Origin of the sequence: Maritalea porphyrae, assembly GCF_030159895.1 — a bacterium.
Classification (GTDB): Bacteria; Pseudomonadota; Alphaproteobacteria; order Rhizobiales; family Devosiaceae; genus Maritalea; species Maritalea porphyrae.
Window position 1 is genome coordinate 405,115 of the sequence record NZ_BSNI01000002.1, and the last position, 14,662, is coordinate 419,776.

General features: G+C 49.9%; 21 protein-coding genes. 15 read left to right on the forward strand and 6 right to left on the reverse strand.

Annotation, left to right across the window (positions count from 1 at the left end; translation table 11 throughout):
- The first annotated feature begins 45 nt into the window (after positions 1 to 45).
- Positions 46 to 744, forward strand: coding sequence for a DNA polymerase III subunit epsilon (dnaQ, locus tag QQL65_RS05485; RefSeq protein WP_284366216.1), 699 nt, complete (start codon positions 46 to 48; stop codon positions 742 to 744).
- Between the two features lie 21 nt (positions 745 to 765).
- Here the strand turns inward: dnaQ and secB are convergent, their stop codons facing one another.
- Together secB and QQL65_RS05495 are read right to left on the reverse strand one after the other, a co-directional pair.
- Positions 766 to 1,263, reverse strand: coding sequence for a protein-export chaperone SecB (secB, locus tag QQL65_RS05490; RefSeq protein WP_284362629.1), 498 nt, complete (start codon positions 1,261 to 1,263; stop codon positions 766 to 768).
- A gap of 100 nt (positions 1,264 to 1,363) precedes the next feature.
- Complete coding sequence (locus tag QQL65_RS05495) at positions 1,364 to 1,825, reverse strand: FxsA family protein (protein ID WP_284362631.1); 462 nt, start codon at positions 1,823 to 1,825, stop codon at positions 1,364 to 1,366.
- A gap of 165 nt (positions 1,826 to 1,990) precedes the next feature.
- Here QQL65_RS05495 and QQL65_RS05500 point away from each other — a divergent pair, with 165 nt between their 5' ends.
- The 7 genes from QQL65_RS05500 to msrB all read left to right on the forward strand — a co-directional run bounded on the left by QQL65_RS05500 (position 1,991) and on the right by msrB (position 6,376).
- A complete protein-coding gene (locus QQL65_RS05500; RefSeq protein ID WP_284362633.1) occupies positions 1,991 to 2,713 on the forward strand; it encodes a Tim44/TimA family putative adaptor protein in 723 nt (240 codons plus the stop codon).
- A gap of 19 nt (positions 2,714 to 2,732) precedes the next feature.
- Positions 2,733 to 3,356, forward strand: a complete 624-nt coding sequence (locus QQL65_RS05505) for a Smr/MutS family protein (RefSeq protein WP_284362634.1) — start codon at positions 2,733 to 2,735, stop codon at positions 3,354 to 3,356.
- A complete protein-coding gene (locus tag QQL65_RS05510; protein ID WP_284362636.1) occupies positions 3,353 to 3,733 on the forward strand; it encodes a helix-turn-helix domain-containing protein in 381 nt (126 codons plus the stop codon). The genes QQL65_RS05505 and QQL65_RS05510 overlap by 4 nt, the downstream gene beginning before the upstream one ends.
- Positions 3,734 to 3,815: 82 nt before the next feature.
- On the forward strand, positions 3,816 to 4,391 hold the full coding sequence (locus QQL65_RS05515) for a sigma-70 family RNA polymerase sigma factor (protein ID WP_284362637.1): 576 nt from the start codon (positions 3,816 to 3,818) through the stop codon (positions 4,389 to 4,391).
- Positions 4,388 to 5,083 carry an anti-sigma factor gene (locus tag QQL65_RS05520; RefSeq protein ID WP_284362638.1) on the forward strand — a complete coding sequence of 232 codons (696 nt, stop codon included), beginning with the start codon at positions 4,388 to 4,390 and terminating at the stop codon, positions 5,081 to 5,083. The genes QQL65_RS05515 and QQL65_RS05520 overlap by 4 nt, the downstream gene beginning before the upstream one ends.
- 157 nt (positions 5,084 to 5,240) lie before the next feature.
- On the forward strand, positions 5,241 to 5,765 hold the full coding sequence (locus QQL65_RS05525) for a fasciclin domain-containing protein (RefSeq protein WP_379863741.1): 525 nt from the start codon (positions 5,241 to 5,243) through the stop codon (positions 5,763 to 5,765).
- Positions 5,766 to 5,842: 77 nt separating this feature from the next.
- Complete coding sequence (gene msrB, locus QQL65_RS05530; RefSeq protein WP_284362641.1) at positions 5,843 to 6,376, forward strand: peptide-methionine (R)-S-oxide reductase MsrB; 534 nt, start codon at positions 5,843 to 5,845, stop codon at positions 6,374 to 6,376.
- A gap of 116 nt (positions 6,377 to 6,492) precedes the next feature.
- On the opposite strand, the gene hslU is transcribed toward msrB, so the two are convergent.
- The 3 genes from hslU to hslV are packed head-to-tail and all read right to left on the reverse strand — an operon-like array spanning position 6,493 to position 8,881.
- Positions 6,493 to 7,803, reverse strand: coding sequence for an ATP-dependent protease ATPase subunit HslU (gene hslU, locus QQL65_RS05535; protein WP_284362642.1), 1,311 nt, complete (start codon positions 7,801 to 7,803; stop codon positions 6,493 to 6,495).
- Complete coding sequence (locus QQL65_RS05540; protein ID WP_284362643.1) at positions 7,800 to 8,321, reverse strand: GNAT family N-acetyltransferase; 522 nt, start codon at positions 8,319 to 8,321, stop codon at positions 7,800 to 7,802. The genes hslU and QQL65_RS05540 overlap by 4 nt, the downstream gene beginning before the upstream one ends.
- Positions 8,318 to 8,881, reverse strand: coding sequence for an ATP-dependent protease subunit HslV (gene hslV / locus QQL65_RS05545; RefSeq protein WP_284362646.1), 564 nt, complete (start codon positions 8,879 to 8,881; stop codon positions 8,318 to 8,320). The genes QQL65_RS05540 and hslV overlap by 4 nt, the downstream gene beginning before the upstream one ends.
- Positions 8,882 to 9,053: 172 nt before the next feature.
- Here hslV and hisB point away from each other — a divergent pair, with 172 nt between their 5' ends.
- The 7 genes from hisB to coaA are packed head-to-tail and all read left to right on the forward strand — an operon-like array spanning position 9,054 to position 13,643.
- Positions 9,054 to 9,641: an imidazoleglycerol-phosphate dehydratase HisB gene (hisB, locus tag QQL65_RS05550; protein ID WP_284362647.1), complete on the forward strand. Its 588-nt coding sequence runs from the start codon at positions 9,054 to 9,056 to the stop codon at positions 9,639 to 9,641.
- A gap of 34 nt (positions 9,642 to 9,675) precedes the next feature.
- Positions 9,676 to 10,164 (forward strand): DUF2628 domain-containing protein, encoded by a 489-nt coding sequence (locus QQL65_RS05555; protein WP_284362648.1) that lies wholly within the window; start codon positions 9,676 to 9,678, stop codon positions 10,162 to 10,164.
- The gene (hisH, locus tag QQL65_RS05560; protein WP_284362649.1) at positions 10,161 to 10,817 is read left to right on the forward strand and encodes an imidazole glycerol phosphate synthase subunit HisH; all 657 of its coding nucleotides are present in this window, start codon (positions 10,161 to 10,163) and stop codon (positions 10,815 to 10,817) included. Before QQL65_RS05555 ends, hisH begins: the two co-directional genes overlap by 4 nt.
- A 16-nt stretch (positions 10,818 to 10,833) precedes the next feature.
- The gene (gene hisA, locus QQL65_RS05565; RefSeq protein ID WP_284362650.1) at positions 10,834 to 11,565 is read left to right on the forward strand and encodes a 1-(5-phosphoribosyl)-5-[(5-phosphoribosylamino)methylideneamino]imidazole-4-carboxamide isomerase; all 732 of its coding nucleotides are present in this window, start codon (positions 10,834 to 10,836) and stop codon (positions 11,563 to 11,565) included.
- Positions 11,562 to 12,362 carry an imidazole glycerol phosphate synthase subunit HisF gene (gene hisF, locus QQL65_RS05570; RefSeq protein ID WP_284362651.1) on the forward strand — a complete coding sequence of 267 codons (801 nt, stop codon included), beginning with the start codon at positions 11,562 to 11,564 and terminating at the stop codon, positions 12,360 to 12,362. The genes hisA and hisF overlap by 4 nt, the downstream gene beginning before the upstream one ends.
- 3 nt (positions 12,363 to 12,365) lie before the next feature.
- Positions 12,366 to 12,683, forward strand: a complete 318-nt coding sequence (locus QQL65_RS05575) for a phosphoribosyl-ATP diphosphatase (protein ID WP_284362652.1) — start codon at positions 12,366 to 12,368, stop codon at positions 12,681 to 12,683.
- Positions 12,684 to 12,686: 3 nt separating this feature from the next.
- Complete coding sequence (gene coaA / locus QQL65_RS05580; RefSeq protein ID WP_379863615.1) at positions 12,687 to 13,643, forward strand: type I pantothenate kinase; 957 nt, start codon at positions 12,687 to 12,689, stop codon at positions 13,641 to 13,643.
- 5 nt (positions 13,644 to 13,648) lie between these two features.
- On the opposite strand, the gene QQL65_RS05585 is transcribed toward coaA, so the two are convergent.
- A complete protein-coding gene (locus tag QQL65_RS05585) occupies positions 13,649 to 14,653 on the reverse strand; it encodes an adenosine kinase (protein ID WP_284362653.1) in 1,005 nt (334 codons plus the stop codon).
- Positions 14,654 to 14,662: the final 9 nt, after the last annotated feature.

A 14,662-nucleotide genomic window follows, 5' to 3' on the forward strand; every position in this document is an offset into this window, starting at 1 on the left:
ACTCTAGCCAAAAATGCAATCGGGTAGATAAAGAGCATAATGGCCATTCGCGAAATTGTACTTGATACAGAAACCACGGGACTAAGCGCCGCCAATGGCGACCGTTTGGTGGAAATTGGCTGTGTTGAACTGATCAATCACATTCCGACCGGCAAAACATTTCACAAATATTGCAACCCAGAACGTGACATGCCCGACGAGGCCTTTAAAGTACACGGGCTTTCTGAAGAGTTTTTGGCTGATAAGCCCCTTTTTAAGGATATCGCCCAAGACTTTCTCGATTTTATCGGTGACTCGGTGCTGATCATTCATAATGCGCCCTTCGATATGGGCTTTTTGCAAGCCGAACTCGAATGGTCGAAAATGCCGCGTATCAATAATGATGTGATTGATACTGTGCTCTTGGCCAGAAAGGTTCATCCCGGCGCGCGGGTGAACTTGGATGCCTTGTGCCGAAACTATGGCATCGATTTGTCGCGCCGTACGTTGCACGGTGCGCTACTCGACAGTGAAATCCTAGCCGAGGTTTATCTTGAGCTTATTGGTGGGCGACAGGTGGCGTTTAGCCTAGCGCAAGACACCAAAGATGATTCTGGGGTGACTATTGCAAATCGCGAGGTCAAAAAGCGCCCAGAGCCACTAGCGTCACGCCTGACAGAAAATGAGCGACAAAGTCACAAGGACTTCATCGCTCAAATGTCTGATGCGCCCATATGGCAAAAATACCGGACGGATGATCAGTGATAAAGGTTTAAGAACAAGCGCTTAGTTAACGCTTGCGTCTTCACCTTCTTTGATTTTCGCAGCAGCAGCTTCTAGGTTTTGGCGATAGATCGCGCTGAAATCTACTGGTTCCATCAACAATGGTGGGAAGCCGCCATTTTGGGTGACAGTTGATAGGATCTGACGTGCAAATGGGAAAATCAAACGAGGACATTCGATCATCACCAATGGGTGAATTTGATTTTCAGCGAAGTTTTGGATGCTGAACAGGCCGCCATAGACCAGCTCAACATTAAACAACACAGTGCCTTCACGCTCAGCCTTTGCGTTGATGGTCAATTCAACTGCATAAATGTCGTTTTCTTGCTTTTGCGCACCAACATTGATGCTGATGCCAATTTGTGGCGCAGCGCCTGGTGCAAGTGAAGCCGGCGCATTTGGATTTTCAAAGCTCAAATCTTTGATATATTGGCCCACAATGTGCAATGAAGGTTGTGGCGCATCCTGATTAGCGGCTGTGTTTGGTGTTTCTTCGGCCATTTATTTGCTCATTCTTTGTCATGAAAAATCGTTGGCATGTGGCTAACATCTTTAGGCACAAGCGGCAAGCGGCGAAGCATTTTCGCCGCACAAAACCTATTTAGGATTTACCGCGCCAATTCTCATCATCAAGGTCAATAATGCCGTCTTCTTGACGTTCGGGTTGGCTGTTTGACGACGGGTGATGAGCTGAATATTGGCTATAGCTTGTCGCGGACACCACGCTTACGCGCTTTCGCAATTGTTCAAAAATGAAATAGCGCACTTGGGGCACAAACAGCGCAAAACCCACCGCGTCGGTGAAAAAGCCTGGTGTAAGCAACAAAGCACCTGCAATGGCAAGCATGATGCCATCAACAATCGACTGTCCTGGGAATTGCCCAGCGCGCATTTTGCCTTGGACGTCGGTCCAAACAGCAAATCCTTGCATGCGCAACAAGTAAGACCCCAAAAGCGCTGTAAATACCACGCCACCCATGGTCCACCAAAAGCCAATAATGCCGCCCATGGCGACAAAAATGGCAATCTCAATAATAGGCACCACCAAAAATAGCGCGAACAAAAAGCGTCCCAATGATCAAACCTTTCTCATAAAAACCCGGACAAAGTGAACCAAATCACATAAATAGAGCGTATCAACGCTGGTCACGAGCCAGTTTCGTTCTATATATAGGAGCGATTAACAAAGAATGCGAGTGCTGCGAGACAGTACATTATTGAGGCAGATATGGGCGACTTCTTAGACATTCCAACATTATTCTTCCTAATCGTTGCGGTGGTTGTATTGCTACGTCTTCGAAATGTCCTGGGCACGCGAGACGGATTCGAACGTCCGCCGGAGCGCCCAGATGCACGCAAAAGCGAAAACGACTCCGATGCAGATAATGTGGTGAGCTTGCCCAACCGTGATCGCACGGTTGCACCAGCGAATTTGGACAAAGAAAAGCAACGTCTTAAAGTTGAAGCGGAAATCGAGCGCTTTGCCAAAGGCGACGCGGATCTTACAGCTGGTTTGAATGAGGTTATTGCCGCAGATGATAGCTTTAGCCCTAAAGGCTTCATGGACGGTGCGATTTCTGCTTATGAAATGGTTGTGGTGGCGTTTGCGCAAGGCGACCGCAAGACCTTGAAAATGATCCTTGATAAGCCCGTTTACGAAGGGTTTGAATCAGCGATTGTTGAGCGCGAGGGCCGCGGGGAGACAGTTGATTTCACTTTCGTTGGCTTCTCGGATGTCAATATGGTCGCCGCGGAGATGGACGGCAAAAACGCCAATGTTACCGTGCGTTATGCTGCACAAGTTGTCTCTGCGACCAAAAATGCGGATGGCGAATTGATCGATGGCGACGAAGAGGCTGTTGTAAATATTGCCGACGAGTGGACATTCTCACGAAATGTAAAGTCTCGCGATCCGAATTGGAAACTTATCGGCACCAACCAGCTGGATTAATTCACAGGCGATATTATCAATGTCACGCGCCAAAAAGCCGCCAAAAGATCTAGCCGATTGGCACCTTTGGACAGAAGTGACAAAATCTGTGTCGCCGCTCAAACCAGCTGATGAAAACATCTTGCGTGTCAAGCGGGCTGAATTGCCCGGCGCGCTCGATAAATCTCAAAAACCGGCACCGCGCATCAAAGTGCGCCCAACATCAAAAAGTTGGGCGCCACTGGCAACACATATTCACAACACAGATCGCCATTTGCCGCACTTCAATTCTGTTGCCATTCCGCAAAAAGCGGAGAAGCCAATGGATCAAAAACTGCGCCGCAAAATCGCGCGCGGCCGTGTTTCTATCGATGCGACGCTGGATCTGCACGGCATGCGTCAGCTGGAAGCACATTCGGCGTTGATCCACTTCGTTTCCACCGCATTTCATCGTGGTGATCGCAATATTCTGGTCATTACCGGCAAGGGCGTAAAACGCACCGGCTATGCAGAATTTGAACAAAAAGGTGTATTGCGCCACCTCGTGCCTGCTTGGTTGAAGGAGCCAGCGCTGGTGCATATGGTAGCAGGTATCGACGCCGCGGCCCAAAATCACGGCGGGGCAGGGGCACTATATGTGCGTCTTAAGAGGGCGGGCAAATGACCCCACTTGGCGCAAAGATTAGAAAAATCCGCAAGGATAGAGATATTTCTCTAAAGCAGATGGCAGCGGACCTTAATGTTTCAAGCGCTTATCTTTCTGCGCTCGAGCACGGCCATCGCGGTACGCCCACTTGGTTTATGCTCCAACGTATCATCTCATATTTCAATGTGATTTGGGACGAAGCAGAAGAGTTGCAGCGCTTAGCGGAAATTTCAGACCCTAAAATCACAATTGATACTGCAGGCATGTCCCCAAAGGCTACCGAATTGACCAATAGGTTATCCCAAAATATTGATAGTTTAGAAGATGACGATTTGCAGTTCCTGGTGCAGGAAATAGAGCAACGCGGCGCACGCGCGCGCGCAAAAAAAGCTTAAATTTCATGCCTTTTGGCAAAACACTGATCCGACTTAGCGCCTTGCACGTATAATCAGCGAACAAGGGCAAAAGGATCGTTGTATGGGCGATCAAGCACATAATGCGTCAGGGTCAGTTGCAGCAGCGGCTGAACTTGAAGATTTAATCGCGCGTACGGCACTTCGCGACAAATCCGCATTTGCGGAGCTATATCATCGCACCAGCTCGAAACTTTTTGGCGTTTGCTTCCGTATCTTAAATGATCGGAGCGAAGCAGAAGACGTGTTGCAAGAGATTTACATAAAAATTTGGAACAAGGCAGACCAATTTGCCACTGGACGTGCAAGCGTAATCGCTTGGATGGCTACAATTGCACGTAATCAGGCAATTGACCGCTATCGTGCGCGTGGAAAACCTACAGACGATCTGGATGATCATCATGACATCAAAGATGAGATGCCCGATCCCGAACAAGCGGTTGTGCAGCTTCACCAAAAACGTGAAATAGAAATTTGCCTTGATTCTTTAAAACAATCACACGCAATTGCGGTGCGCCAAACCTATTTGTCTGGCTGGTCATATCAAGAGGCCGCAGATAAGTTGGATGTACCTCTCAACACGGTCAAAACATGGATTAGACGATCACTCATGCAGCTTAGGGAGTGCTTGGAAAAATGACTTCTCCCTTAAATGAACGTGATCAGATGTTCGCGGCCGAATTTGCGCTCGGCACGTTGGAAAACGAGCTGCTTGATGAGGCGCAAAAGCGCTACGATCAAGAACTTGTCTTTCGCCATGAGGTCGACCAGTGGTCTGAGCGCCTTGCTCCGATGCTTGACGAGGTGGCAGAAATGCAGCCTTCGCCAAAAGTTTGGCGCGGGATTGAACGGGCGTTAAATCAGAACATGCACGAAAAGTCGGGCTGGATAGCAAATCTATTCAGCAGCAAATTTGCTCTGGTCTCTGGCGCGCTGGCGGTGCTTCTTTTGGTGGTTGGCATAAACTATTTGCCTTCATTCACTTCTCAATCTGGACCAATTCTCACGGCGACTTTGAGCGGTGAGCAGGTGCAATCTGCAATGATTGCAAATTATGATTCAAAATCCGGCAAATTGCTTATCACAACAAATATGCGAGTTGTGGAGAGGGGCGATTATGAACTTTGGATCATCGCCGACGGGCAAGCAGCCCCGATTTCAATGGGCATTATCGCACCAAGTGGCACAGCCGAATTGGCCCTGCCAACAGAAATAACAGATTTGCTTACACAAGGCGCAACACTTGCAGTTTCTGAAGAACCAATTGGGGGCTCCCCAACCGGCCTTCCCACTGGCCCGGTAATCGCTGTTGGTACTCTAACGCAAGGGTAAAGCATTGAGTTTTAATGCGTTTCAATAAAACTCAAACTTTTTTGAAACAAATTGCAACACACCTCCGTAGCTTCAATAACCCCAAAAACAGGGGGTAATTTGAAAACGGAGAACACAAATGATTAAGTCAATTTTGAAGTCATCAACTGCACTTGTAATGGCAGCAGGTATTGCTTTTGCAGCAGCGCCCGCATCAGCGGAAAATCCTATGGTTGGCGGCGCTCCAATGTACGAAACAATGAACATTGTTGAAAACGCCGTGAATTCAAAAGACCACACAACTTTGGTTGCCGCGGTAAAAGCTGCTGGTCTGGTCGAGACGCTGGCGTCCGAGGGTCCGTTTACAGTGTTTGCACCGGTAAATGACGCCTTTGCGGCTTTGCCCGAGGGCACAGTGGACACATTGTTGAAGCCTGAGAACAAAGAAATGCTGGTAAAAGTGCTAACCGCGCACGTTGCGGCTGGCAGTTGGACAGGCGCGGACATTATGGCCAAAGCGGAAGAGAATGGCGGCACATGGGCATTTAAAGCCGTAAGTGGCGACACGCTGACAGCACAGGTCCAAAATGGCCAGCTTTACATCATCGATGAAAATATGAATGCGGCAAAAGTCACAATTGCTGACGTGATACAGTCAAATGGTGTGATCCATGTTGTGAGCTCTGTATTGGTTCCAAAATAGGTCAAAATGGAAGGTCGACCCTTCGGGGTCGGCCACCAAATTGCGACCATATTGACCCTGCACACGAAGGAAATGTCATGAAAAACGACGGTAAAATCAATCGACGCAACTTGATAAAGAAGAGTGGTTTTTTGTTTGGCGGGTTTGCGGTAGCTGGTTTGGGCGCCAGTGCCTTTATTTGGCAAAGCGATGGCCAAAATAGTGCAATTGCGGCAGAGGGCAGTTTTGAGAGTGAGCGCACGCCCGATGAATGGAAGGCGCTACTTACAGAAAACCAATATTTTATTCTGCGTGAAGAAAAGACAGAGCGTCCCTACACATCTGTTTTACTTAAAGAAAACCGCAAAGGCACCTATCATTGCGCTGGATGTGATCTGGCGGTCTATCCGTCCGACACAAAATATGAAAGCGGCACAGGCTGGCCAAGCTTTTGGGCATCGATTGAAAATGCCGTGCGCACAAAGCCAGATAATACACTCTTTTCCGCTCGAACCGAGGTTCATTGCCGTCGTTGTGGCGGACATTTTGGTCATATATTTGATGATGGCCCAGAGCCAACGGGTAAGCGCCATTGTCTTAATGGGTTGGCGCTGACTTTCAAGCCCGCCTAGTCATTAGAACTTTAGCATTGCCGCGTCCCTTTGCCCCGGCGCTGCAAGAAAAGAAAAAGCGTGCGTTTTTCAAAAAAGGACGCACGCTTTTTCAGCATTCAGATTATGGGCACTTTCTAGAGAATAAAGCGGCTCAAATCAGTGTCGCCTGCCAATTCACCTACTTGCTTGCGCACATAATCGCCATCGATTTGGATGGTTTCGCCATTCTTATCTGGCGCGTCGAATGAAATTTCTTCAACCAATTTTTCCATCACAGTCTGCAGGCGCCGCGCGCCGATATTCTCAATCTTTGAGTTAATCGCCACAGCCAGCTCCGCGATCACATCAATCGCATCGTCGGTAAAATCTAGCGTTACGCCTTCGGTGCCCATTAGCGCTACATATTGCTTGATCAGGCTGGCGTCTGTGTCATTGAGAATGCGCACAAAGTCTTCATGCACCAGCGCGCGCAGTTCAACGCGAATTGGCAAACGACCTTGCAACTCGGGCAGCAAATCAGAAGGCTTCGCCACATGAAACGCGCCGGAAGCAATGAACAAAATATGGTCAGTTTTCACAGGCCCATATTTGGTCGACACGGTGGTACCTTCAATCAAAGGCAACAGGTCGCGTTGCACCCCTTCACGGGACACATCGCCGCCAGAGCGGCCATCGCGCACGCATATTTTGTCGATTTCATCTAAGAAAACGATGCCGTGATTTTCAACCAGATCAATAGCGTCTGCTTTTACTTTGTCTTGATCAAGTAGCTTGTCTGCTTCTTCGTTGATCAGGATTTCGTAGCTATCTTTCACTTTCACTGTGCGTTTGACGCCGGGTTGTTTGAAAGCTTTGCCAAGCATGTCAGATAAATCGATCATGCCCATATTTGCGCCTGGCATGCCTGGAATTTCAAACATTCCATTACCTTGTGGCGCAGCCACTTCAATTTCGATTTCTTTGTCGTCCAACTCATTGCTTCGCAGTTTATTGCGGAAGCTTTCGCGCGTCGAAGGGGTGGCGGACTGGCCAACCAATGCGTCCAAAACCCGCTCCTCAGCTTGCAAATGCGCCTTGGCTTGCACTTCTTTTCGGCGTTTGTCGCGCAATAGGGAAATGCCGGCTTCCACCAGATCACGAACGATCTGTTCCACATCACGGCCCACATAGCCTACTTCGGTGAACTTGGTTGCTTCCACTTTTACAAAGGGCGCTTGCGCCAATTTGGCCAACCGCCGCGAAATTTCGGTTTTACCAACACCAGTTGGGCCAATCATTAGAATGTTTTTCGGGCTAACTTCCTGGCGCAAATCGCTATCAAGTTGTTGGCGGCGCCAACGGTTGCGCAGCGCCACGGCCACAGCACGCTTTGCATCTTTTTGACCCACAATATAGCGGTCCAATTCAGATACGATTTCGCGTGGAGAAAAACTCAATTCACTCATTCTTTTATCCCTTTCGGTGCCTCGTCTAAAAAGCGCACCATCAGTTCTTCATCTATATATTTGTTATGTACGAAAAGGCTGCGCGGCTCGACGCCATAGGTCTTAAAGCCTGCCTTTTCATAGGATTTTTTCGCCGCCTCATTGTGGCTGCCAACGCCCAAATGCAATTGAACAATGCCTTTTGATTTCGCATGTTCGGCAATGTGATCGATAATCTGACCCGCTGCTCCTTTGCCACGCAGTTCTGGCGCGCAATACATGGAAATCACATAGGCACGGTGGCGCATCTTTAATCCGCGTTCGCGAAAATAGGCGCCGATGCCCAGTAGTTGATCGTCCACAAAGGCACCAAACGCCACCATGTCGGTTAGCCATTCTTCAAAGTGCGATACTGGTTTTGACACCAGTTCGTCATATGAAGAGCCAAATGCATCCGGATGCGTTTTGAACGCTTCAAGCCGTACGGTTCGAAACATCTGGGCATCACGTGCATCTAGGCGGCGAATGGCAAAATTCATGCGTCCAAATCTATCGTTTCAACGGTTAGACTTTCATTGGTGTAAACACATATGTCTGCCGCAATCTTCATGGCACGGCGTGCCACATCTTCTGCGTCATAGTCCGTGTCCATCAAAGCGCTTGCCGCGGCTAGGGCATAATTGCCACCAGAGCCAATGCCCATCACACCGCTATCGGGCGACAAAACGTCACCTGTGCCGGTTAGAACAAGGCTATCGGATTTGTCTGCGACAATCATCATGGCTTCTAGACGGCGCAAATAGCGGTCTGTGCGCCAATCTTTGGCCAATTCAACGCAGGCGCGCATCAATTGATCAGGATATTGTTCTAGTTTTGCTTCGAGGCGTTCAAAAAGGGTGAAGGCATCCGCAGTAGCTCCTGCAAATCCTGTAATGACTTTTCCACCAGCTAAGCGCCGTACTTTACGCGCGCCATGTTTAATCACTGTCGGGCCCAATGAGACTTGGCCATCTCCAGCCACAACCACTTTATTGTTCTTGCGAACCGTCAAAATAGTTGTGCCGCGCCATCCCGCTGAACCTTGCTGATTTTGTTGCATAGTTTGATTTTCTCCTGCAATAACCGTTCCTATTTAGGACTTCTGCGGCCAATTACAATCACTTCGCGACTTTAGCGACTTTTCGCCCGCAACAAGAGGTGCTAATAAGACGCGACAAATTCTAAAGGCGAAGCGATATCGAACGCTTCAAGACAAAAGGTTGGCTAAGACCATGCGCCAAGCAAAACTGACCCGCAAGACCAATGAGACAGATATTTCTGTATCCGTTGATTTGGATGGTACAGGTAAATCAAACATCAATACAGGTGTTGGTTTTCTCGATCATATGCTGGATCAGGTTGCTCGACATGGCATGATCGATATCGACATTAAAGCCAATGGCGATTTGCACATTGATGCGCACCACACCACAGAAGATGTGGGCATTGCGCTTGGCCAAGCCATCAAAGAGGCTTTGGGCGACAAAAAAGGCATCCGCCGCTACGCCTCATGCGATTTGCCAATGGATGAAGCCTTGTCTCGTGCGGCGTTGGATATTTCAGGTCGCCCTTTCCTTGTGTGGCGCGTTGAGTTTAAACGCGACAAGGTTGGCGATTTTGACACGGAACTGTTCCAAGAATGGTTCCAGGCATTTGCCATGAATGCAGGCATCACCTTGCATGTGGAAAATGTCTATGGCGACAATGCCCATCATATCGCAGAAAGCTGCTTTAAAGCGTTGGCCCGTGCCTTGCGCGACGCCATCGAAATCGACCCGCGCAACGCGGACAGAATTCCTTCCACCAAGGGCGTGCTTTAGCACATAAGCCTTTGGGCAGATATTCGAGGCGAATATGAGCCTTTTTGCCATTTACGCAAAACCAGCGGCACCTGACCTGCCGCAAACTTTGGCCAATGAAGAAGTTGAAGTGATCAAAGATCGTTTCTCCATCTTTGCGTGCCTGCTCACCCCCATTTGGTGTGTCTGGCACAAGCTTTGGCTTGAGTTGGTCGCCTATGTCGGCGTTGCCTTCGTCTTGGGCTTTGTAGCCTTCTTTGTGGGTGAAAGCGCATCGGCTTGGGTTGGCTTTTTGGTGGCCGTCCTTATTGGGTTGGAGGCATCTTCCATACGCGGCTATGCCTTGCAGCGAAAAGGCTATTTGTTCAAAGGTGGCGTGCTGGCCCAATCAGCGCGAGATGCGGAATGGTGCTATGTGGCGGGACAATTGGACCAACCGACCAAGAAAGCGTCGGAAACGCCCCCTTCAACGAGCGATCAGGCCCCTACGAATATTTCAACAACGCTCTTGTCAAATGAGCGCCCGTCAGGAGCCATACAATGAGCCAGAAAATCGTAATCGTTGACTATGGTGCTGGGAACTTGAAATCAGCGCAAAATGCCACTCAACGTGCTGCGCGTGAGCTGGGCGGTGGGTTTGAAGTTGTGGTATCAAGCGACCCCAAAGATGTGCAAAATGCTGACCGGGTTATCTTGCCGGGCGTTGGCGCCTTTGCTGATTGTATGGCGGGGCTAACCGCTGTTGAGGGTATGATCGAAGCAATGCACAAGCGCGTGATTTTGGACGCCGTGCCGTTCCTTGGCATTTGCGTGGGCATGCAATTGCTGGCCAGCGAGGGCCGCGAGAAGATTTATACCCATGGCCTTGATTGGATCCCGGGGATCGTCAAACATATCGAGCCGAACGACAAAACGCTTAAAGTGCCGCATATGGGGTGGAACACGCTCACCCAAACCAATCCACACCCAATGCTGGATGATTTGGATATCGGGCCAGATGGTTTAAACGCCTATTTCGTTCACTCTTATCACTTTGAAGTGGCGGACCCAGCTCATCTGCTGGCAACGGTTGAATATGGGCAAACGCTCACAGCTATTGTTGGGCGCGATAATCTGATTGCCACCCAATTTCACCCAGAAAAGAGCCAAAGCCTTGGCTTAAAGTTCATTTCAAATTTCCTCAATTGGTCGCTTTAACGAAAGGCCGCGTAAAATGATTTTGTTTCCAGCGATCGATTTGAAAGACGGCAAATGTGTGCGCCTACAAAAAGGCGACATGGATGCGGTGACCGTGTTTAACGACAATCCAGCCGACCAGGCCAAGCAATTTGAAGATCAAGGCTTTGAATATCTTCATGTAGTCGATCTAAATGGCGCCTTTGCTGGCGAAAGCGTCAATGGTGATGCAGTTGAAGCCATCATTAGATCGGTTGAAATGCCGGTACAATTGGGTGGTGGCATTCGCACCATCGACCATATTCAAGCGTGGCTCGACCGTGGGCTTGCCCGTGTGATTTTGGGCACAATCGCTGTGCGTGACCCTGAATTGGTCAAAGAAGCGTGTAAGAAGTTCCCTGGCCAAATTGCAGTGGGCATTGATGCTCGTGGTGGCAAAGTGGCCGTTGAAGGTTGGGCCGAAACGTCTGAACTTGATGTGATCGAACTGGCGAAAAAATTTGAAGGCGCTGGTGTGGCGGCCATCATTTTCACTGACATTGATCGTGATGGAATTCTCACCGGTATCAATTGGGATGCAACGCTTGAACTTGCGAAAGCGGTTTCCATTCCGGTGGTTGCATCAGGCGGCTTGGCGTCAATGGATGACATTGAGATAATGACAAAACCGGAAATGCAGGTGCTTGAAGGCGCGATTTCTGGCCGTGCGCTTTATGACGGCCGAATTGATGTGCCGTTAGCGCTGCAAAAGATCAAGGATGCATCATGACCCTTAAAACCCGTCTCATTCCATGCCTTGATGTCAAAGACGGTCGCGTTGTCAAAGGCGTAAACTTCGTTGACCTCGTTGATGCTGGTGATCCGGTTGAATCAGCAATTGCTTATGATGCGGCTGGCGCCGACGAATTATGCTTCTTGGATATCACCGCAAGCCATGAAGGCCGCGAAACGATCTATGATGTAGTCGCACGTACCGCAGCGCATTGCTTCATGCCTCTAACGGTTGGCGGTGGCATCCGCACCGTAGAAGACATCCGAAAACTGCTATTGTCTGGCGCGGATAAGGTATCGATCAATTCAGCGGCCGTAAAAGACCCAGATTTCATCAATCGTGCCGCCGACAAGTTTGGCAATCAATGCATTGTGGTATCGGTTGACGCCAAACGTCGCGCCGAGGATGCGCTGGTGGAGGGGCAATCCAAGTGGGAAATCTATACCCATGGGGGCCGCAACGCTACGGGCATTGATGCGATTGAATTTGCCAAGGATATGGTCAAACGCGGGGCAGGGGAGCTGCTGGTGACCTCGATGGATCGTGACGGCACAAAAATTGGTTTTGATCTGGAATTGACCCGCGCCATTTCAGATGCGGTGGAAGTGCCGGTGATCGCCTCTGGTGGCGTTGGTACACTCGATCACCTGGTAGATGGGGTCAATGAGGGCCGCGCCAGCGCCGTACTGGCTGCATCCATATTCCACTTTGGCACCTACTCCATTGGTGAGGCCAAACAGCACATGGCCCAAAGTGGTATTGCGGTGCGCCAAGACAATGTGGCTAAAGGATAGGCTATGACATTTACCCTAAGTGATCTCGAACAGATCATCGCCACCAAATCCGCCGCATCACCGGATAAATCCTATACGGCGAAGCTGTTGCAGAACAACGGCAAAGAGGCGGCGAAAAAGCTTGGGGAAGAAGCGGTGGAAACCGTGATCGCGGCGATCAGCAATGACCGCGCGGAATTGACCAAAGAAGCCGCCGACGTGCTTTATCACTTGCTTGTGGTGCTAAAAGGCAATCAGGTGCCATTGGATGATGTTTTGGCCGAGTTGGAGCGCCGCACAGCGCAGTCAGGCTTGGCCGAAAAGGCATCCAGAAAGAGGTAAGGTTTGGACCAGATCACCAACGCATCCTACCCATCGCCCTATTACCAGTTTTCAAAAACGGAATGGGCGGCGCTCCGCGCTGGAGAGCCGATGACGTTGACCGCAGAAGATCTGGTGCGACTACAGTCTCTGAACGACCCTATTTCTTTAAGTGAGGCTGAAAAAGTCTATTTGCCGATTACGCGGCTTTTGTCGTTCTATGTGGAAGCAGTGCAGGGCCTGCACTTGGCGGCTGGCAAATTCTTGCAGCACAATGGCGATAAGGCACCCTTTATTATTGGGGTTGCCGGGTCTGTGTCGGTCGGAAAATCCACCACAGCGCGAATTTTGCGCGCACTGTTGCAGCGCTGGCCCTCTTCGCCACAAGTTGATTTGGTAACGACAGACGGGTTTTTGTTGCCCAATGCCGAACTTGAAAAGCGCGGGCTGATGGAGCGTAAGGGCTTCCCTGAAAGCTATGATCGCGGTGCCTTTTTGAAGTTCTTAGCGCAGATCAAAGCGGGCGAACCCAATGTCAGCGTGCCCACTTATTCGCACCTCGTTTATGATGTGGTGCCCGGTGAAGAAGTGGTCGTGGATCGCCCCAATATCCTCATTGTTGAGGGTTTGAACATCTTGCAGCCTGGTGAATTGCCCAAAGATGGCAAACCGATCCTGTTTGCCTCAGACTATCTGGATTTCTCCGTCTATATCGACGCCGAAGAACCCAACTTGCGCAAATGGTATGTGGAGCGGTTTTTGCGCTTGCGCGAAACGGCCTTCCGTGACCCAACAAGCTTCTTTCATCAGTTTTCAAAGCTCAGCATTGATGAAGCCAAGGAGCTCGCGGTATCGATTTGGGAACAGATCAATTTGCCCAACTTGGTCGACAATATTCTGCCCACCCGCGGACGCGCGGACTTGATCCTCACCAAAGGCTTGGATCACACCATCGATAAGGTTGCTTTGCGTAAACTCTAGTCGACCTAAAGCGCTAAACGGTTCTGTGTCGCTAGATCTTTTAGACTTACATTTGGGCGTGCACCCACGTGCGAAATCACCTCAGAAGCACTTAAGCAGCCAAGCGATAGGCTTTGCTCCATGGTTTGGCCGCGTGCCAACCCATAAAGAAAGCCCGATGCAAATAGATCGCCGGCGCCGGTTACATCTTCCACCTGTTCAACTGCAAATGCGGGCACTTCGCTCACTTCACCATCTTTGATGGCCATGGCGCCTTTTGCACCTAGCGTAATCGCGACAGTGGAACAGTCTTTTTGAACGGCTGCGATCGCCTCATTGAGATCGCCCACCTGATAAAGCGATTTGATCTCATCATCATTGGCCAGCAAAACATCAATGGTTTTATCACGAATAAGACCAACAAATTCATCACGGAAACGATCAACGCAAAATGGGTCAGACAGGGTGATACCGGTCTTGCGGCCATGTTTGTGCGCCAATTCGCCAGCCTTCACAAATGCCCGCTTGGCCTCTGGCGGGTCCCACAAATATCCTTCCATAAAGGTCAATGCAGATGCGGCAATCAAGTCCTCGTCCATGTCAGCTACAGTGAGCTCTTGGCAGGCGCCAAGATAGGTGTTCATGGTGCGCTCCCCGTCCGGGGTAATCACAATCATTGAGCGCGCAGTGGAGGTGCCATGGATCAGGGTTGGCGTATTGTAAAAGACGCCCGCCTTTGTGAGGTCTTTGCGATAAATATTGCCCAAATCATCTTCGGCGACTTTGCCGATAAAAGCGCCATTGCCGCCCAGTGAAGACACGCCAACCGCCGTGTTGCAGCATGAACCGCCTGAAATATGTTGTGGGCTGCCGGGCAAGCGAGAATAGAGATATTCGGAGCGTTCCGCGTCCACCAAATGCATAATGGATTTGTCCATGCCTTCTTTTTCCAGGAAGGCATCATCAACTTTTGCAAACACATCCACAATGGCATTGCCAATCGTGAGCACATCGAACTTGGCATCTGCCATATCATTTTC